Genomic DNA, 20,104 nt, shown 5'->3' on the forward strand with positions numbered 1-20,104 from the left:
AAAAACAAGAGAAGAGACGCTTTACACGAGCGACAATCAAAGGGAGTTAATCATGCAAAACGCTAATTCACACAAGAAGATGTACAAGTCAGGTAAGAACTGGGTCGCAGCGACGGTTGTTGCAGCTGCAGTTGCAATCGTACCAATGGTTATGACGACGGCCGTTTCAGCCGACGAGTCAGCACAACCAACGTCATCATGGCGCGCAAAGACGGTTGATGATGTTAAGGTAGCCGTACAATCTGCCGGTGAGACTTACATTGTGCAAGAGGGTGACACATTGTCAACGATTGCATCAGCAACGGATTTGACGACTGAAGAAATTGCTGCCGCAAACGGTATCTCAGATGCAAACTTCATCTTGGTTAATCAAGAAATCAAGTTGACGCCAGGCGCAGTTGTTGCCTCAGAAGCAACGGTTGCACCAGCAGCCGCTGAAGAAGTTGCAGAATCAGTTGCGCCAGTTGCCGAAGTAGCACCAGCTGAAGAATCAGTTGTTGCACAAGCACCAGTTGCTGAAGCTGTTTCAGAAGCACCAGCATCACAAGCGCCTAGCTACAATACTGACACGACTGCAGTTGCCGGTAACTCATACTACGCTGGTCAATGCACGTGGTACGTAAAGAACACGTTGCCATGGGTTGGTAACTTCTGGGGAAACGCCAACCAATGGGCAGCCAGTGCAGCCGCTGCAGGTCGTTTGGTTGACTCAAACCCAACTGTCGGATCAGTTGCTGTCTTCATGCCAGGTGTAGCTGGTGCCTCATCATACGGACACGTTGCCGTTGTTACGGGTGTTAACGGTGGTATGGTGACGATTTCAGAAATGAACGCCCAAGGTGAATACGTTGTATCATCACGTACAATCTCACCAGCTGGTGTTTTGTTCATCCACTAATATTAAGAACTAATGGAGTTGTGTCTACTTGCAGACACAACTCTTTTTTCGTATTGTTAGTAGAAGATGTGACTGTACATCTTTAATTTTGAAAGTTCTATGTCGGTATACTAGATATAACCTAAGAAATCATGTATACTTTTATAGATAAAGATTTAGCATTTACAAGGAGACCATAACAATGGCTATTACTGCTTCACAAGTTAAGGAATTGCGTGAAAAGACTGGTGTCGGAATGATGGACGCCAAGAAGGCGTTGGTTGAGACTGACGGTGACATGGACAAGGCAATCGACGTATTGCGCGAAAAGGGAATGGCTAAGGCTGCTAAGAAGGCTGATGCCGTTGCTGCCGAGGGTATGACTTTCGTTGCCGTTAAGGACAACGCTGCTGCAATCATCGAATTGAACTCACAAACTGACTTCGTTGCTGGTAACGCTGAGTTTAACGACTTGTTGCACGCTGTTGCAAACGCAATCGTTGAATTCAAGCCAGCTGATGTAGAAGCTGCATTGGCTTTGCAAGTTTCTGAAGACGCTACGTTGAACGAAATGATCATCCGCACGACGCAAGTTACTGGTGAGAAGATCACTTTGCGTCGCTTCCAAATCGTTGAAAAGGGTGAAGGACAAGAGTTCGGAACTTACTCACACATGGGTGGACGTATCTCATCTGTAGTATTGTTGGACGGTGCTGATGCAGAGACTGCTAAGGACGTTGCTATGCACGTTGCAGCCATTGCACCACAATACGTTTCACGCGAAGAAGTTCCTGCTGATGTCTTGGCACACGAGAAGGAAGTTCAAATGAACTCAGAAGACTTGCAAGGCAAGCCTGACAACATCAAGGAAAAGATGGTTGAAGGTCGTTTGAACAAGTTCTTGGTTGACATCTCATTGGTTGACCAACCATTCGTTAAGGGTGACGGTAAGGAAACTGTTGCTAAGTTTGTTGAGTCAAAGGGTGGCAAGGTTGTTTCATTCGTTCGCTACGAAGTTGGTGAAGGTATGGAAAAGGCTAACGTTGACTTTGCTGCTGAAGTTGCCGCACAAATCGGTTAATCCGGAACTGAGGCTACTAAAAAATGGCAGACGTAAAGTACAAGCGCGTACTTTTGAAGTTGTCAGGTGAGGCTTTGGCTGGTGAACGCGGCTATGGAATTGATCCTGAAACTGTCAACAGTATTGCGGCAGAAATTAAGGACGTATACGACCTTGGCGTTGAAATTGCTATCGTTGTCGGCGGTGGTAACTTGTGGCGTGGAGAAGCTGGCGCAAAGCTAGGCATGGAACGTGCCCAAGCTGATTACGTTGGTATGTTGGGAACGACGATGAACGCCTTGGCATTGCAAGATGCTTTGGAGTCACACAATGTTCCTACACGTGTACAAACTGCTATCGAGATGCGACAAGTGGCTGAACCTTACGTACGTCGTAAGGCAGTTCGTCACTTGGAAAAGGGACGCGTTGTGATTTTTGGTGCCGGAACTGGTTCACCATACTTCTCAACTGATACAACGGCTGCTTTGCGTGCCGCTGAAATCAATGCCGAAGCTATCTTGATGGCTAAGAACGGTGTTGACGGTGTGTACAGCGATGACCCACGTAAGAATCCTGATGCAACGATGTACGAGACTTTGACTCACAAGGACATCATTGAGAAGGAACTTAAGGTCATGGACTCAACGGCCTCAACGTTGTCTATGGATAACGACATCAATTTGGTAATCTTTAACATGAACACGGCTGGTAATATCAAGCGTGTTGTATTGGGCGAGAATATCGGAACGACCGTGGAGGTAAAGTAACATGGCAAACCCAATTCTTGATTCAGCAAATGATCGTATGGGTAAGGCTGCTGACGTTTTGCGTCGTGAGCTAGGTAACATCCGTGCGGGTGTTGCAAACCCATCAATCTTGCGTAATGTTACGGCTGAGTACTATGGTGCAGAAACACCATTGAACCAATTGGCATCAATTACGGTGCCTGAAGCCCGCGTTTTGTTGATTACACCATTTGACAAGTCAATCTTGAAGGACATCGAGCAAGCTATTTTTGCTTCTGACCTAGGGTTGACACCAGCCAACGACGGATCTGTTATCCGTTTGGTAATTCCTGCTTTGACTGAGGAAACTCGTAAGTCATTGGCTAAGGAAGTTAAGGGTGAATCTGAAAAGGCTAAGGTTGCAGTTCGTAATGTTCGTCGTGACGCCATGGACGATGCCAAGAAGGCATTGAAGAACGGTGACATGTCAGAAGACGAAGCTCGTAAGCTTGAAGATGACATCCAAAAGGCAACTGACGCTGCGGTGAAGAACATCGACAGCATCGCTGCTGAAAAGGAAAAGGAATTGTTGACTATCTAATTAGGTTGTTAACATTCAATTAAAAAGACTGAAATTCGTAATGAGCGAATTTCAGTCTTTTTTTGTGCATTCAGGTCAATTCTTTATTTTTGTAATTCTGAAAAAAGTTAGTTAATTGTTAAAAATGTTAACGCTGTTAAGCTAATAATATGACGCCACTATGTAAAAATGCATGAAAATCATTTTTACAGGAATTAATTCATACAGAAAACGCAGATTGCTGTATGGAAAACTGATTGCAGAATGAGTGAGTATTTGACAATGAAATTTAATCTAAGGAAAACGGTGATATTTGGGGGAGCTGTGCTTTTGATTATGGGCAGTGTCGGAATTACGACGGCCTGGTCCCAAACCAATCAACCGCAAACAAAAAATAAAACAACAAAAGCCAACACGAGTACTGCCAAAAAACAAAAGTTAATGCGTTTTCAGACTACAACAATTGCATTAACTGATAAACAGGCAGGCATTACCATACAAAGTCAAAAGCACGTTTCAATCGTTATTCACGATACTTCGGGTGTCTTACAGGATGCAATATTAAATACTGATAATGCGAATTCGGTGCACTTAACCTTCATAAAAGGGGGCAAATACCTTGTTACAGCGACAAAGGGAAACGTTACAGAAAAGTATACGTTGTCTGTGACAGATCAGCGTAAGACGCCAAGCAGTAGCACTAGTGAAAGTGTGTCATCTGTAGCTGAGAGCATTGCACCAGCCGTTTCAACTTCAGTGGATGACGTCACTACGTCGAGTTCAGTGGTTGATTCGGGTGTGATTTATTCACAGGCCCCCAAGCAAAGTTACAGCGATTATGGTACGGAATATAACTATTATGCACAAAACGATGTGACAGATAGCACGGTCAACGAGGAAGTGCCATCTGATAATACAGTTGGCACTGGTAATCAAGACGGTGCTACAGATGACAATGGTAACTCTAACGGAAGCCAAACAACTTCAGATTCAACGGATATGTCAGAAGGTAATACCCGTTCTGAAACTAGTAGTAGCAATGAATAAAGATGTAATGAAGGTTGAAAATGACGCAAGAAGATAAAGTTGTGAAAGTTCGAGTTTCGAACGTAACAAAGCAGTACCAGATGGCGCCAACAAGAACGGATAAAGTGAAATCTTTGTTTTACAAAGATGATTATCCTGACTTTTGGGCGCTTCAAGGTGTTGATTTTGAGGCCTATGAGGGTGAAACGATTGCGATTGTCGGAACCAATGGTTCTGGAAAGTCAACATTGATGAAAATTATTTCGGGTATTGTCCCACCAACTACTGGAAAGGTGACTGTCAACGGTGAGGTATCGTTGATTGCAATTAATGCTGGGTTACGCGGGGGGATGACTGGACGTGACAACATTCGCTTGAAAGGGATGTTGATGGGGATGACTGATGCCGAGATTGACGAAAAAATGGCTGACATTATTGATTTTTCGGAGCTTGGCCCTTTCATTGATCAACAGGTTAAAAATTATTCATCAGGTATGAAATCGAAGTTGGGGTTCGCAATATCAGCGTATTCTGATCCTGATATTTTGATTATTGATGAAGCGTTGTCTGTCGGTGATGCAACATTTGCCAAGAAATCATTTCAAAAAATCAAGGATTTTAAAGCCGCGGGTAAAACAATTTTCTTTGTTAGTCACTCGATGGGGCAAGTTAAAGAAATGGCCGACCGTGTTATTTGGCTAGACTACGGTCAAGTTCGCAGTTTTGATAAAGCTGACAAAACATTAGCAGAGTACAAGGAATATACGGATAGTATCAAGAAGTTGTCTAATCAAGAGCAAACTGACCGTATGAAAAATATTCGACAGGCACAGCTAGATTTTTCATTGGATAAATATTTCAACGAGAAATTGAACGATGCTAATCAGCGAGGACTGGTCACCAGATCTGAACGAGAAAAGTTATATCGAACGACACACCACATTAACGGCGTGAAAAAGTTGAACTTTTTTGGGAAAGTTGGCTTAACTTTATTTGCATTTTTCCTATTATTTATGGCTGACAAAATTGTGTTGAACATGAGCTTTCATCGTGTGTTTGCTAATCCGACCCACTTGGTAACGAATTGGCGACCTAGTGTTGTAGCTAAGCTCAATCGGACGCACGGACGTAGCACTGATACGCCAAAGCCAAAGACGGAAGTTGAGAAACATAACGATAATAAGACATCAAATAATGTTGCGACGGCTAGCAAAGAAGTTGCGGTTAATCGTTATCAGGTAAAGGATGGGGATACGTTGGATCAAATTGCAAAGGAATTCCATACATCAGTTGCGGCGATTTCAACCGCAAATAACCTAAATGGGAACTTCATCGCCCCTGGTCAATACCTAGATATTCCAGCAGGAGGGCTTAAGTAATGCATTCGTTAGTTAAACTGCTAAGAGAAATTTTCCAAAACATTGGATTGATCCGACGAATTGCAAATTTCAATCTGAAGTCGCAGTTTTCTGAAAATTATCTTGGTGTTATTTGGAATTACCTAGACCCAATTATCTACATCAGTACTTATTTTGTGATTTTTGGATTGGGACTGTATTCCGGAACTGTTGCCGGTCAACCGTACTTAGTTTGGCTACTGGCCGGTATTATTCCTTGGTATTACATTCAAGGATCATTTAATAAAGGATTAAACAGTGTTTCCTCACAATTGAATTTGTTAACTAAAACGAAATTTCCAATTAGTGTCGCGCCGGTTGTACCGATGGTGCAAGAATTCCGTCGTTACATCGTTCTTACCGGACTATTCATTTTGATATTAGCAGTTGGTTTTCACGATTTTCCAAATGTTTATTGGCTGCAACTTGTCTACGCCTTTGCTGCAATGGTTGCGACGGTGTTGGCTCACAATTTTATTAATTCAACGATTGCTGTCATCTTACCGGATTATAAGCGAGCGGTTTCAGCGGTGTTCAGGCTATTATTCTTCACTTCAGGGGTGATTATGAACATTGATGCAAAGGGATTGCCTTTTGTTATTTCACAAACATTGAAACTATTTCCGTTTTACTACGTCATCCAATCGTTCCGAGATGCCATGGTTTTTCATGTTTGGTTTTGGACGAAGCCTTCATACATGATTTTTTTCTGGGGTCTAACGTTATTTATGTTGCTACTTGGAGCCGTGTTGCATATGAAATTTAGAGATCAGTTTATCGACAAAATTTAACCGTTAGGAGGGGTGAAGTGCAGCAGCTAAAAGACAAAATTAAGCGTTCTAATGCAATTGGCAGTCTGTATCTTTTCGGTATGTCAGCCCTTATTTTTGTATTGAAACTAGTGGTAAAGCCGAAATCAAAACGCATCTTATTTACGTCATATAGCGGGCGGCAAGTGTCTGATTCGCCGAAGGAGCTTTTCTTATCGCTGATGGAGGATGCACGTTTTGATGATTATGAACTAGTTTTTGCACTGAATAACCCCGAAGAATGGCCTGACGTACCAGACGAGCAAAAAATCGCAATGAATTCACCAGTATATTTTTGGCATTTACTTCGATCGAAGTATTGGGTAGCGAATAGCAGTATTGAACGATTAGTACCTTTTCAACATCCAGACCATGTTTATATTCAATTTTGGCACGGTATCCCCATGAAACATCTAGGTGTTGATGAAGAGCATTTATCTTTCCTTGTTGATAACTGGTATAAAAACGCCGAGATTGATTATTTAATCACGTCGGGTGAATTTGATACTGAGGTGATGAAGCGAATTTTTCCAAGGGCGAAACAGGTTGAGGAAATCGGTAGTTTGCGAGCAGCCATTAGTGAACGCCGAGCAAACGAGGATTTAGTTAAGTTTAAGAAGAAACTCGGGATTCCCGCGGATTCTAAGAAAAAAGTTTTGCTGTATGTACCGACGTTTCGAGAATATCAGCCGGAGATGGCGACGAATTTCTCATACGCTTTTATTAAAGCGTTATCAGCGGAATATGAAGTTGTCTATCGTGGGCATTACTTTACGAATGGTGCGAATATCAGTGGCTTGCACAACGTGTCTAAGTTATCACTTTATAAATTGTTCTTAGTGACTGATATTTTAGTGACTGACTACTCGAGCGTGTTGTTCGACTTTGCAATTTTTAATAAGCCGATTTATTTATTTCAACCCGATATTCTTGAATACCGAGAAAAGCGTGGGTTGTATTTAACGGGACGTGATTTAAAAATACCAACAGCTTACTCAGAAGCCATGTTGTGGAACATGTTAAAGCGTGATTACGATTACAGTAAGGTTGAACGAATTCGTCACGACTATAACAATCACGATGTGCATGCTGCTGTAGAAAGAATCAAGCAAATTATTTTGGAGTAATTGATGAGTAATACCAAAGAGTTAACCATTTCAGAGGTGCAACATGTCATGTGGCAAATGGTGACAGAAGCAATTGAATTCATGGAAACAAATCATCTGCATTATGTATTAACAGGTGGTAGCGCATTGGGTGCAGTGCGTCACCAAGGGTTTATTCCTTGGGATGACGATGTTGATATTGCACTACCAAGAGATGAGTACGAATGGTTTATTCGAGAGTTTACTTCAGAAGCACCTACCTTTAAATTACGTAATCTGTCTACGACATCGGAATGGTTTTATGCCTACTCACGAATTGTCGACACAGAGACACAGTCTGAAGGCAGGTGGGCACAAATGAATACGGGCGTCTTTATTGACATCTTTCCGCTTGATGCGGTACCCCAAAACGGCATGATGCGACGCCTTGTATTCAGCGCAATGAAAGGATTGGATGTACTCCGCAATAGTACCCGCCGAGTTGCGTTTCGAACAGATGAAAAACATAAATGGGTTAAGCAACTCTTAACGGGGCTGACTAAACGAGTTGGCACCGCGACATTTGCGACCATGCAACAGCAATTAGCGCTAAGTGTTAACCGGCGATATGCGAATAAAACTAACCTGTTAGATTTGTTTGTTATATCAGGTCTTAACGGGGCGCGTGAATTAATGACAGTTGATGCGGTTCGAACAGCAGATGTCGCGACGTTTAACGGTCTTGCGGTTCGAGTGCCGCAAGATGTAAATAACTATCTCACTGAGTTATACGGTGATGATTATATGCAGTTGCCAGTCTATGCGAAACGCAAGACGCATGCGACTTACAAAAAAAGGTTTAACAAGTAGGGTGAGGCTTATGAAGAAGTTAAAAAAACACTTGAAATATGTCTCCAGTGGCGTGGGACGGACCGCCGTTTACTATGCGGCAAATTACGATCGTGTCGCCGTTGACGAGAATATGGTTGTTTATGAGTCACGAGACGGACAATCAGCGACTGATTCGCCAAGAGCGATTTTTGAATACCTGTATAAGTCAGCAGATTATCAACATTTGACGCACATTTGGATTGCTGACAAAAAGGTCATTACGACTGTAAAACAGGATTTGCCTAAGTCTAAAAACGTGATTGTTGTGGAACGTAACACCATTAATTACGCAAAGATATTATTAAAGGCTAAGTACTTGGTTAACAATTCAACGTTCAATTACTTTTTCTTGAAGAAAAGCAACCAGGTGTATGTCAATACATGGCACGGTACGCCAATTAAAAATATGGGGTTCGACATCCCAGGACCAGCTGCGCAGAACAAGAATGTCTTGCGCAACTTCTTAATGGCCGATTATTTAATTGCCCAGAATGACACGATGGTTGAGATGTATGCCAAACAGTATAAGTTAGACGGCCTATACCAAGGTGAAATATTGAAGGTTGGTTTGCCGCGAACAGATATGATGTTTAAAAATTCGCAAATGGTGCGTGATGAACTTGCGAAGAATGGGCAAACGCTTGATACAAAAAGACCAAACATCTTGTATGCACCTACTTGGAAGGGAACAAAAGTCGCGAAACCGCTGGATGAAATAGATGAGCTATATCATGTTGTGCAGGCAATGAGACAACAACTGCCGACTACGCAGGTTTGGTTGAAAGTGCATCCGTACGTATATAAATCGGCAAAGCAAGATCAACGTTTAACGAAAATTCTTCTACCTGATAATTTGGATGCGAATTTTCTAATGGCGGCAATGGACGTGCTGATAACGGATTATTCAAGTATTTTCATTGATTTTATCGCGACGGGTAGGCCGACTTACTTCTTACGGTTGAATAATACTGATTATGAAGGCGAACGTGGCTTGAATAAAATGGCCCAAGCTCTGGATATCCCAATTGCTAATACTGTGGCTGATTTGGTTACGTTAATCAAACAAAACACGACGTATGATAATGACTTGTTGCATCGTAAGTTGACACCGTATGATGATGGATCAGTAACTGAAAAGCTGATTTCATATTTGCTCAAGAAAGAGATGCCCTTTGCCGAAGACCAGATTATTACCTTAAACCATCAGAAGACGAAAATTCTCATGATGGCAGGCGGTATGAGAAATAACGGTATTACAACAAGTGCAATAAATTTCTCCAAGACATTGGATTACAGCAAGTTTGACTTGACGATTTTAATGCCCGACGGACGTAAAAAAGATGCTTTGGCCAATATGGCGCTGTTTGATCAGCACGCACGTTTAATGTATGCCGTTGGCAGGTCGAGCTTGTCGCTAAAAGAGGGTGTTAAAAATTGGCTGTTGACGATGTTTTCAAAAGATAAGATCCGCAACAGCTGGGTGCCGGAGCGCGCCTATCAGCGAGATGCCCTACGACTAACCGCTGGTCAACATTTTGATTATGCGATTGATTACTCTGGCTATTCATTTAGAAATGGTCGTTGGATATTCAAAGCCAAGGCCGATAAAAAATATTTGTTACTCCACAATGATATGTGGGAGTCGATTCATGCATGGGTGCGCGGTAAACAGCCACATATTCGTACAACTGGTTTATACCTCAAGTTTTTTAATCGCTACGACCGAGTGTTCACAGTATCGGAGTACACGAGACAGATTAATCAACAAAAGTTGGCAAATTATGTTGGGACCAATCAGTGGGGGGTTCTGCACAACGCTGTCTCAGTCAAAAAGGCCATTGCAGAACAAGTGGAACCCAATTTTTCAGGAAAGTGGCTTGAGACAAACGAGTTCGAACGACAATTGGCATTGCTGATGTCAGACACATCAAAGATTTATAATGGCGTTGCCGTTTTTGATGTTGAACCTAGCCATATAGCAAAACCATTATTCGGAACGTATCGATTATCGACAATGGGACGACTCGTTCCTGAAAAAAATCAATTAGCGTTAATTCAAGCGGTGGCAGCCCTTAATGAAAAATCAACACTTCAGATACATTTAGATATTATTGGGGATGGTGTACTGGCGGATGTTTTGTATTCTTACGTTGCAAACCATCAATTAGAAAGCCAAATAACATTTTGGGGATATCAGACACATTCTGAGACGATTGTGTCACAAACTGATCTGTTTGTTTTGCCGTCGTTGTTTGAAGGTCAACCAATGGTGCTGTTGGAGACGCTCGGCATGGGTATACCTGTATTAGCCACAAATATCATTTCAAATGCAGATGTTTTGAAGGATGGTGACTTAGGGACACTCACGAATGGGGTAACGCCTGAGCAACTAGCAACGGGCATAACAAAAGCGTTGTATCAAAATCAACAGAATAATAGTGGACAAAGTTTTAATCTGGCGGGGTACAACGCCGGTGTTAAACGAGAGATAGAGAGTATTTTTAGTTAGGAGATAGAAATTATGGAGTGTGTTATTACTTACGGAACGTTTGATCTTTTGCACAAGGGGCACATTAACTTGTTGCGCCGCGCTCGTCAAATGGGGGATTACTTGATTGTTGTATTGTCATCAGATGAATTTAACTGGGACATGAAGCACAAGAAGACATACTATACTTACCAGGAACGCAAGCAAATGCTTGATGCGATTCGTTATGTCGACTTGGTGATTCCAGAAAATAACTGGGAACAAAAGGTAGATGACATTAACCGCTTTAAGGTTGATAAGTTTGTGATGGGGGATGATTGGGCTGGTCAATTTGATTATCTGGCAGACGAAACAGATGCGGAAGTTATCTACCTACCACGAACGCCAGATATTTCTACGACGAAGATTAAGTCAGATTTGAATGAATCAAATCTGGTGACCGAGCACGAATCAACTATCACAAAGTAGGAGTGGCTGAATGATTTCTGAATTCAAGTTTACCCCGAAGGGACATTTAAATTTCGTCGACGAAAATGAGGGTGATATCACTGGTGACACGGTTGTGACATTTGAGTCTGGTGCGGCCGTGGAAAATCCAGGTCGTAAATTTTTAAAAGTACCGGACTATCTTTTTGGCGAACAGATCGTTACTTTCCAAGATTTGACTGGCCAGCAAGTACGCAGCGATGAATCAGTAAATGATGTTTTTTATACGTTTCAAAATGATGTGAAACTCAGTTACGCAATTTTTGGCGAAACAGGTGCGCGGATTGGTAACTTTCATCGTGCGCAACGTGTTGTTGGCGCTGCCATTGAAGATGTTCAGCTGTTTGAATCCAACAATCGCTTGGCGATTCGATTGCCATTTACGTTGGATTTGCCGGTGTTTTTTGAAGTTGTGTGCGGGGATGAACATCGTTTTGTGAACTTTAAAAGTGTTGCACCTGATACTGCAGAATTAATTTTGGACGGTATTGACTTAAGTTTTATTGATCGAATCTTATTGATTGATGCGCAATTCAATAAGGAATATGAGTACCTTGTTTACAGTCGTGATGATGCTGCGATGGTTAGCGAATCCTTTTATCCTGCGACGATTGTAGAGGATGTGCTTAACTTCGAGAATTTTTCAACTGGAATTGGTCAGTTAGGTAAGTTACATGTAGGGATTATAAACGGCAACGTTAATATGAAGATGTTGCATGATTTGGGTAACGAAGAAGACCAGCTGCTTGAAATTTTCCATATTGAAGATAATCAAATCCGCAAAATTCGCTATACAGTCGCTGCTGAGACAATGAATACACCGTCATATTCACTTTTCAAGCACATGATTATTGTGAATGGTCAACGTGAACTCTTAGACCCGATCAAAGAGGCCGTTAAAGACGTAGAGCAGTTACCGGTCGATATCGTTGCATTGAATGGTGATAATTTTACGCTTGAGTTCAAGCAAGAAATTGCAACACTACAAATATTCGTTAGTGGTAACCACGCCAAGGGCCCATATCGAGAACTGCCATATACCTTTTTAGACGGTCAACGGTTAGTTAAGGTTGATTTGCAGGGTATTTTTGATGATTTGGGTGTTGAAAACAAACAGCAAATCAAAAATATGTTTATTAATATTAGTTTTGTCGGTGAACGACAAGCAAATATGTATGCACTGGCGGTTGCAGGCGACAACGCGATATTCAATCACCATGCGTTTCAACAACGATTCTCGTTGCCAGGCGGAGTTGGTAAATATGAACAAGTCATGCAATTGTACCGTAAGCCAGATGGTGGCTTAAGTTTGTTAAAGGGACCTTTGCATAACCTTGTGAAAGAAACATACGGTTTTGATACCCGTGTATCGAACATCACAATTAATAAGCAACATGGTTACGATTTGCAAATTGCATTGGAAGGGCGATACATTACCCCTGACCAAGTGAAGGCGGTTCGTTTGGTCAGCCGAAATGTGCTTAATCCACTTGAGAACGACTATGAAGTTTCGGTAACACAGGAAGATAATCACTTAGTTGTCCATACCCGCATTGATACGATTCATGAATACGTCCCTTATTATTGGGATGTTTTCCTGGTTATTGCTGATTTAGAATCTGGTTATCAAGGGACTTTGGAGGTTAAGAAGCTTTCAGCAGATGTGAAAGACAAAATCGATGTTGATGTCTTTGACAAAGAAGTCCAAGTTGATGATGACCATATTTTGTATCCGTATTTGACAGCAAATGGTTCGATTGCGTTCACCTATCGTCTTTTAGAAAATTACGAGAACCAGGTGAATTTCGATCGTGAAAAGCGCGCTCACCGAATTTACAACAGATTTAAGCGCTACTTCGACAAGAAAAACATTTGGATTGTGTTTGAGAAAAATAGTTTTGGGGCCCACGACAATGCGTTCCATTTTTTCAAGTACATGTATGAGAATGAAAAGCATCCCAATACGTACTACGTTATTCGCAAGGATTTACCCGAGTATAAGAACTTAGCCGGCATGCAGGATCGCGTGTTGGAGTTTATGAGTTTGAAGTACTTTATCTATATGTTTGCAGCACGGGTGTTTATTTCATCTGATACTAAGTTCCATTCATATAATCTTCAACGACGCGACTCACTACTTGCGAAGTCAATGATGAGCAAGAAAAACGTCTTTTTGCAACATGGGATGAATGGTATTAAAAAGGTGCCGGTCTTCCACAAAAAACGTGGCTTGTTGGATTTGATTATTGCACCGAGTGATTTCGAACGTAAGGAAATTAATATTAAAGAGTGGCGGTATTCGGGTGACGAAGTCGTTGCGACAGGGTACGCCCGCTGGGATTCGTATGTTGATAAGACGGCAGAATTGCCATATCATCAAGTCTTCATGATGCCAACTTGGCGTAAATGGATGGAAGGAATGACCCAAGAACAATTTTTGGAGACGCCGTTCTACTGCTCTTATGATGAGATTCCGGATAGTTTTTCTAGTTTGGTAAAATATCATCATAGGAGTATTTTTATTTATGGTTACACGTTATGAAGAGGACTTTAAAAAGTCCATCGTGGAGATGGTTAAAGCGGGCCGTCGGCCCGATGAATTATCCAAGGAATACGGTCCTTCAGCCGATTCAATTCGGAATTGGGTCAAAAAATATGCGCCTGTAGAAGTGAATGGCGAATCAATATCAGCTGATGAATTGAAGAAGTTGCGTAAGGAAAACGCAATTTTGAAAGAAGAGCTCGAAATTTTAAAACGTGCGGCGGTGTTGCTGGCAAAACATTAGTTTTGCGCGGTAGAAGTGTTGTTTTACCAATTATCCACAAAAATTTGGTACAGGGGCACCGCATCACACGCGTTCTGAGTGCTTTGAAAATTCCAATGTCCACTTACTCTGACTGGATCCATTGGGAGCCGAGCGCACAAGAAATACAACACAACAAATTGAGAATTGCCGTCGAATCAATTTACACAGCCAATAAAGGCATTTATGGTTATCGACGAATTGCTAAAACCATGCGCGACTTATTCAAACTAGCAATCAGCGACCGCTTTGTATGGCAATTGATGAGTGAAGCTGGCTTGAAATCGCGTATGCAAAAGCGATATAACAAGCCTACAACAGTCAATGACAAAGATCAGATGCCAAATCTCATTATCAATCTGGATGACCTAAGTGGCGTAATTACAACTGACATTACGTATATCCAGTTGACCGATAAGACATGGGTTTACATGGCTAGTGCATATGATCCGGAAGACCGTAAGGTGCTGTCGTATCGAATCGCAGATACGATGACAGCTCAACTAGCAACCTCAGTAATCGTTAAGGCGCTAAGACGAGGTGAAAAACCACTGTATGTGCATAGCGATATGGGAAGCCAGTATACCAGCGAATTGTTTGAAAATACACTGGAGTCCATAGGTATTAGGCACTCTTACTCCCGTAAAGGGCACCCTTACGATAATGCCCGCATCGAAAGTTTTCACTCGTTACTCAAGAGGGAGCTGATCTACCAACAGGATTTCGAGAGTATCGCTGATGTGCAAGCCGCTGTTGGATGGTACGTCAACTGGTATAACAACAATCGTATATCACTCCGTGATGCCGCCTAGACCAATTTCTAGATGACATAAACGCGATTATACAAATTTGCCTATACACCGGCGTTTACAAGCACTGACTTTGTGAAGTCCAAAAATCACTCTGACAAGTGCTTATTTGCTATACCCTCAGACTTGTGAAATTCAACAAAATCCAAACTAGACCACCGTAACTCCATAGCCTCCGGCAGGCACAGGGGCAAAACCCCTGGACCCCATTAAAAAATGACCCAAAATCTGTACGAAATCAGGTCATTTTGAAAAATTTTCGTGGTACGAGCCCTAGCGGGCTCTAAAAAGAGGTCCGGAGTCTTGACATCAGAGCCTACCGTGAATACCAAGCGTTTCTAAGCTCCCCAGAACTAAAGGCGAAAATGATTGCCAATAATGCCCGTTTGGCTTTCTTCTTGCACCCTTATTTCAAGGACTATGTCGACCTGTTTGATATTGATGAGTCATTTACGGATAAGCATGGGTATTTGGATGTCGACATGGGTGAGGAAATCATGAAAAGTTCGATGATGATTTCTGACTATTCGAGTGTGGTTTGGGATATGTTTTATCTTGAAAAGCCAGTCATGTTCTATCAATTTGATCAGGCGGATTACCTTAAAAGTGAAGGGGCATACCTGGATTACGAAAAGGATTTGTTTGGGGATGTCGTATTTAATGCGTCAGACGCAATCGACACAATTATTAGTTATGCGGACAACGATTTCCAAGAAAAGCCAGCTTATGCGTCTATGCGTGACAAGTACATGAATTTTCATGATCACAATAATGCAGCGCGTATCTATAAGGCGATTCTCAAAAAGAAGAAGTTGCTTCAAATTGAAAATGATTGGACATTTAGTCGCAAGGTAGCTCGCAAATTGTGGAAGGTGAAGAAAGCAGCACGAAATAAGTTTCGAAAATAGCATGTTGTAATGAGCCAGAAGAAAGACTGGAGAATACGAATGAACAATAAAATTCCATGGGTTGCAGAACGACCAAATACAGTCCTTTTCGAGCAGCAGCGTAGTGAAATCAAGTTGTCTTTTATCGTGACGATTTATAACAAGGCGGCATTTTTGCCCAAAGTCTTACAGACTATTCAGCAACAAACGCTTGGCAAAGATCAGATTGAACTGATTGTGATTGATGATCAATCGACAGATAACGGTTTACAAATTGTCCAAGAAGCATTACCTGGATTTTCTAATTATCAAGTTATCCAGATGAATGAAAACACCGGTGGACCTGGCATCCCACGTAATATCGGGATTTCACGCGCAAATGGTGAATTTTTGACATTTGTTGATGCGGATGACTGGTTTTCATTGGATGGCTTTGAGACATTGGTTCAGTTACTTGAACTATCAGGGAATGATTATGCGATCGGTAAAACGATTACAAAACGTGATACTGATATTTCCGTGCCGGGTAAGTACGCGTCTATTCGGACACGTGTGAACGTGAAAGTAACTGATATTCCGTTGATTTATCGGTTCTTGGCACCACAAAGTCGTATCATGCGGACGACGTTTTTACGCGAAAATGGGTTGATTTTCCCGAATTTAAAATTTTCTGAGGACACGTTATTCTTTATGAATGTGTTGCGTCATGCAAAGACAATCTCAACATCGGATAAGACTGTGACTTATTTGAATCGTTTGGGTGAGAATAACGACTCATTGACTAAGAACACAGACTTTTTAGAAAAGATGCAGACTAAAATCTTGGCCTTACATTATGTGTTGTCTTTGGAACTGGACTACGTGACAAAAAAGCAAATTCTGTCACGAATTATTAGTCTCGATTTTATTGAGCGAACAATGCTGCGAAAGAGTTTTTTGGACCCGAAAAATCAAGCAGAGCGTATTCAGATAATGGGTGAAGTATTCGCTGCCGAGCCAGAATTTGGTGTTCCGCTATCTGAAATTATTCCTGACCGTGTTTCATATCTAGCATATACCTATTTGAAATATCGGGATTTAGAGTCCGCAGTAAAACTGGTCGAGTGGCATTTTTCTGAAGAGAAACTGGAAAAGTTCAATCCCGAAACGGGTCAGTATGAATGGCAGACGCCAGCAGGTATGTCAAATATCCCAGTGCCGATGAAAGCAATCGTTAACCATGTTTTGAGTGATGATTCCAAAGTAGTTTTGTCGGTTACTGCCTTTGGTGAATATGATCAAGTCACTGGAATTGAATTACGGTCAAAGGTTGTAGATGAAAAATTCGTAGTGGTACCGCCGGCATACAAGCAAGGACATTTATCTACGTATATTATCAATCAGAGCGATATTGCAGCGTCTTTTGCGGAAGACACTAAACTGACAATGACACTTGTATATGATGATTTCAGACGTGTCCGATTGGATCCGAACACAATTGTCGGGGATACGGCTTATTTCACAGTGAATAATCGACTAGGTTATAGGATTTAAAGATGACATTTATTCAAGATGGTTTAGAAGTCACGCTAGAACCCAGCGTGACGTTGCCTGGTTATACGATTAGCGTTAAGGAGGAGACGAAAATTCCCTCCCCACTAAGTAATCCATTCTTCAAAGGACTGAACATCTTGCAACTGCCAAAGATGATGAAGGGCCTACGACAGAACGCGGATTTACAGACGATGCTTTTACCTGTTGCCGTGCCGACTGACGTAACGGCAGAACTGGCCGCTAACCAAGTGGCTGTCTTTGTACCAAGTCAACAACTAGCTGATGAACATCGGTTACATGTTTCAACCCAATACTTCGGTAGTGGCGTGGAGATTAAGCCAACATTTATTAATCTTGGCCTAAAAGATGTGAAGTTAGCCAGCGGCACTGTTCTAGGAACAGTCCTAATCCAAACCGTAGAAATTTAAGTAAGGTGAATTGTCAATTCAACCGGAACACTTGAGATAAATAATATTCTTTAGCCGATCTCCAGCCGAAAAGCTTTCGAGGTCGGCTATTAATTTGCTCAACCATTTGTTCAATGTATTCGTCTGAATAATCTTCGATTGCAGTCCCTTTAGGGACGTACTCACGGATTAGCCCATTTGTATTTTCGTTGGTCCCACGTTGCCATGGAGCGTGGGGATCAGGAAAGTAAAACTGGACATCGAATTTCTTTGTTATCTCATCTTGCGCACTGAATTCATTTCCGCGGTCTGGAGTTAAAGTCTGTATCTGACTAGTTGGAAGGGAATCTAGCATTGAACCTATGATTCTCATAACATCGACGGTTTTCTTTGATGCCGCTCGTTTTGAAAGTAATATTCTGGTCTTCCTATCAACCATTGTGACCAATACTTGACCGCCTTTACGGCCAATAACAGTGTCCAGTTCCCAATCTCCAATTCGAGAGCGACAACCTGCTTCTGCAGGTCGCTCGTCAATCGTATTTGGAATTCTAATCTTACCTCGACGCTCGACATGACCTTTAGTATGTCGAGTTTTTCCTCTATGCCGAAGCGCACGAGCAATGCCCCGAGCTTTGTGACTTTTCACCGGCTGGCCCAAGTTATCTCTATAAATCGCTCGGTAGATTGTATTTGCGCTAATAATCGTATGACCTTTTGATATCTTTAGTCGACCAGCTATCTGTTCAGGCGACCAATGTTTTTGATTGATTCCATATATAACTAGTTCTCGCAGTTCAGTGTTATCTAACTTTCGGTGTTTATGCGACTTCGTTCGAGCAAGCATGTGCTTTTGATCGGCATCCTCAGCTTCATAAGTTGAGCCAACACAGCGGGCAATCTCACGAGAGATTGTCGAAGCGCTTCTACCAATTTCTTTTGCAATGCTACGCATTGACAACCCTTCTCTGAGTAAAACTTCTATACGTCCGCGATCAAATGCGGTAAGCTGATGATAATGACTCATAATGTTTCCTCGCGTTCTGTATGTTCTAGACAAACTACATTTTACGCTGGTTCATTATGAGTCAGTTTTTATTTAGCTTAGTGTTGCACTTGAATTGTAAATTCAAGAAGGTGAATTGTCAATTCAACCGGAACACTTGAGATAAATAATATTCTTTAGCCGATCTCCAGCCGAAAAGCTTTCGAGGTCGGCTATTAATTTGCTCAACCATTTGTTCAATGTATTCGTCTGAATAATCTTCGATTGCAGTCCCTTTAGGGACGTACTCACGGATTAGCCCATTTGTATTTTCGTTGGTCCCACGTTGCCATGGAGCGTGGGGATCAGGAAAGTAAAACTGGACATCGAATTTCTTTGTTATCTCATCTTGCGCACTGAATTCATTTCCGCGGTCTGGAGTTAAAGTCTGTATCTGACTAGTTGGAAGGGAATCTAGCATTGAACCTATGATTCTCATAACATCGACGGTTTTCTTTGATGCCGCTCGTTTTGAAAGTAATATTCTGGTCTTCCTATCAACCATTGTGACCAATACTTGACCGCCTTTACGGCCAATAACAGTGTCCAGTTCCCAATCTCCAATTCGAGAGCGACAACCTGCTTCTGCAGGTCGCTCGTCAATCGTATTTGGAATTCTAATCTTACCTCGACGCTCGACATGACCTTTAGTATGTCGAGTTTTTCCTCTATGCCGAAGCGCACGAGCAATGCCCCGAGCTTTGTGACTTTTCACCGGCTGGCCCAAGTTATCTCTATAAATCGCTCGGTAGATTGTATTTGCGCTAATAATCGTATGACCTTTTGATATCTTTAGTCGACCAGCTATCTGTTCAGGCGACCAATGTTTTTGATTGATTCCATATATAACTAGTTCTCGCAGTTCAGTGTTATCTAACTTTCGGTGTTTATGCGACTTCGTTCGAGCAAGCATGTGCTTTTGATCGGCATCCTCAGCTTCATAAGTTGAGCCAACACAGCGGGCAATCTCACGAGAGATTGTCGAAGCGCTTCTACCAATTTCTTTTGCAATGCTACGCATTGACAACCCTTCTCTGAGTAAAACTTCTATACGTCCGCGATCAAATGCGGTAAGCTGATGATAATGACTCATAATGTTTCCTCGCGTTCTGTATGTTCTAGACAAACTACATTTTACGCTGGTTCATTATGAGTCAGTTTTTATTTAGCTTAGTGTTGCACTTGAATTGTAAAT

19 protein-coding genes are annotated in these 20,104 nt (G+C 41.9%); 17 read left to right on the plus strand and 2 right to left on the minus strand.

All coding sequences use genetic code 11. The annotated features are described in order from the left end of the window. The first annotated feature begins 52 nt into the window (after positions 1 to 52). The 17 genes from OIT45_RS10120 (at position 53) to OIT45_RS10200 (ending at position 17,885) form a co-directional block, all read left to right on the plus strand. Positions 53 to 898: a CHAP domain-containing protein gene (locus OIT45_RS10120; protein ID WP_199404842.1), complete on the plus strand. Its 846-nt coding sequence runs from the start codon at positions 53 to 55 to the stop codon at positions 896 to 898. Between the two features lie 181 nt (positions 899 to 1,079). After that, positions 1,080 to 1,958 carry a translation elongation factor Ts gene (tsf, locus tag OIT45_RS10125; RefSeq protein WP_199404841.1) on the plus strand — a complete coding sequence of 293 codons (879 nt, stop codon included), beginning with the start codon at positions 1,080 to 1,082 and terminating at the stop codon, positions 1,956 to 1,958. 23 nt (positions 1,959 to 1,981) lie between these two features. Beyond that, complete coding sequence (gene pyrH / locus OIT45_RS10130) at positions 1,982 to 2,704, plus strand: UMP kinase (RefSeq protein WP_003607706.1); 723 nt, start codon at positions 1,982 to 1,984, stop codon at positions 2,702 to 2,704. Position 2,705: 1 nt separating this feature from the next. Continuing rightward, positions 2,706 to 3,263, plus strand: coding sequence for a ribosome recycling factor (gene frr / locus OIT45_RS10135; protein ID WP_199404840.1), 558 nt, complete (start codon positions 2,706 to 2,708; stop codon positions 3,261 to 3,263). 261 nt (positions 3,264 to 3,524) lie between these two features. Then, on the plus strand, positions 3,525 to 4,289 hold the full coding sequence (locus OIT45_RS10140; protein WP_264340054.1) for a hypothetical protein: 765 nt from the start codon (positions 3,525 to 3,527) through the stop codon (positions 4,287 to 4,289). A gap of 20 nt (positions 4,290 to 4,309) precedes the next feature. Next, positions 4,310 to 5,647 (plus strand): ATP-binding cassette domain-containing protein, encoded by a 1,338-nt coding sequence (locus tag OIT45_RS10145; RefSeq protein WP_199404838.1) that lies wholly within the window; start codon positions 4,310 to 4,312, stop codon positions 5,645 to 5,647. Further along, a complete protein-coding gene (locus tag OIT45_RS10150) occupies positions 5,647 to 6,456 on the plus strand; it encodes an ABC transporter permease (RefSeq protein ID WP_199404837.1) in 810 nt (269 codons plus the stop codon). The genes OIT45_RS10145 and OIT45_RS10150 overlap by 1 nt, the downstream gene beginning before the upstream one ends. Before the next feature lie 17 nt (positions 6,457 to 6,473). Then, positions 6,474 to 7,601 (plus strand): CDP-glycerol glycerophosphotransferase family protein, encoded by a 1,128-nt coding sequence (locus OIT45_RS10155; RefSeq protein WP_199404836.1) that lies wholly within the window; start codon positions 6,474 to 6,476, stop codon positions 7,599 to 7,601. 3 nt (positions 7,602 to 7,604) lie between these two features. Further along, the gene (locus OIT45_RS10160) at positions 7,605 to 8,429 is read left to right on the plus strand and encodes a LicD family protein (protein WP_199404835.1); all 825 of its coding nucleotides are present in this window, start codon (positions 7,605 to 7,607) and stop codon (positions 8,427 to 8,429) included. A 10-nt stretch (positions 8,430 to 8,439) separates the two neighbouring features. Continuing rightward, on the plus strand, positions 8,440 to 10,959 hold the full coding sequence (locus OIT45_RS10165; RefSeq protein ID WP_264340055.1) for a CDP-glycerol glycerophosphotransferase family protein: 2,520 nt from the start codon (positions 8,440 to 8,442) through the stop codon (positions 10,957 to 10,959). Positions 10,960 to 10,971: 12 nt separating this feature from the next. Next, on the plus strand, positions 10,972 to 11,406 hold the full coding sequence (gene tagD / locus OIT45_RS10170) for a glycerol-3-phosphate cytidylyltransferase (RefSeq protein WP_199404833.1): 435 nt from the start codon (positions 10,972 to 10,974) through the stop codon (positions 11,404 to 11,406). A 10-nt stretch (positions 11,407 to 11,416) separates the two neighbouring features. Continuing rightward, a complete protein-coding gene (locus OIT45_RS10175) occupies positions 11,417 to 13,966 on the plus strand; it encodes a CDP-glycerol glycerophosphotransferase family protein (RefSeq protein ID WP_264340056.1) in 2,550 nt (849 codons plus the stop codon). Continuing rightward, positions 13,950 to 14,210, plus strand: coding sequence for a transposase (locus OIT45_RS10180; RefSeq protein WP_199404344.1), 261 nt, complete (start codon positions 13,950 to 13,952; stop codon positions 14,208 to 14,210). The genes OIT45_RS10175 and OIT45_RS10180 overlap by 17 nt, the downstream gene beginning before the upstream one ends. Before the next feature lie 2 nt (positions 14,211 to 14,212). After that, the gene (locus OIT45_RS10185; protein ID WP_264329899.1) at positions 14,213 to 15,040 is read left to right on the plus strand and encodes an IS3 family transposase; all 828 of its coding nucleotides are present in this window, start codon (positions 14,213 to 14,215) and stop codon (positions 15,038 to 15,040) included. Positions 15,041 to 15,345: 305 nt separating this feature from the next. Beyond that, complete coding sequence (locus OIT45_RS10190) at positions 15,346 to 15,945, plus strand: CDP-glycerol glycerophosphotransferase family protein (protein ID WP_264340109.1); 600 nt, start codon at positions 15,346 to 15,348, stop codon at positions 15,943 to 15,945. A gap of 39 nt (positions 15,946 to 15,984) precedes the next feature. Next, positions 15,985 to 17,457 (plus strand): glycosyltransferase family 2 protein, encoded by a 1,473-nt coding sequence (locus OIT45_RS10195; RefSeq protein WP_264330390.1) that lies wholly within the window; start codon positions 15,985 to 15,987, stop codon positions 17,455 to 17,457. Positions 17,458 to 17,459: 2 nt separating this feature from the next. Further along, positions 17,460 to 17,885: a hypothetical protein gene (locus OIT45_RS10200; protein WP_199405042.1), complete on the plus strand. Its 426-nt coding sequence runs from the start codon at positions 17,460 to 17,462 to the stop codon at positions 17,883 to 17,885. Positions 17,886 to 17,898: 13 nt separating this feature from the next. On the opposite strand, the gene OIT45_RS10205 is transcribed toward OIT45_RS10200, so the two are convergent. Then, positions 17,899 to 18,891: an IS30 family transposase gene (locus OIT45_RS10205; RefSeq protein WP_264329956.1), complete on the minus strand. Its 993-nt coding sequence runs from the start codon at positions 18,889 to 18,891 to the stop codon at positions 17,899 to 17,901. A gap of 118 nt (positions 18,892 to 19,009) precedes the next feature. Further along, positions 19,010 to 20,002: an IS30 family transposase gene (locus OIT45_RS10210; RefSeq protein ID WP_264329956.1), complete on the minus strand. Its 993-nt coding sequence runs from the start codon at positions 20,000 to 20,002 to the stop codon at positions 19,010 to 19,012. Positions 20,003 to 20,104 lie beyond the last annotated feature (102 nt).

The organism is Weissella sp. LMG 11983 (genome assembly GCF_025908495.1).
Taxonomy (GTDB): Bacteria; Bacillota; Bacilli; order Lactobacillales; family Lactobacillaceae; genus Weissella; species Weissella fermenti.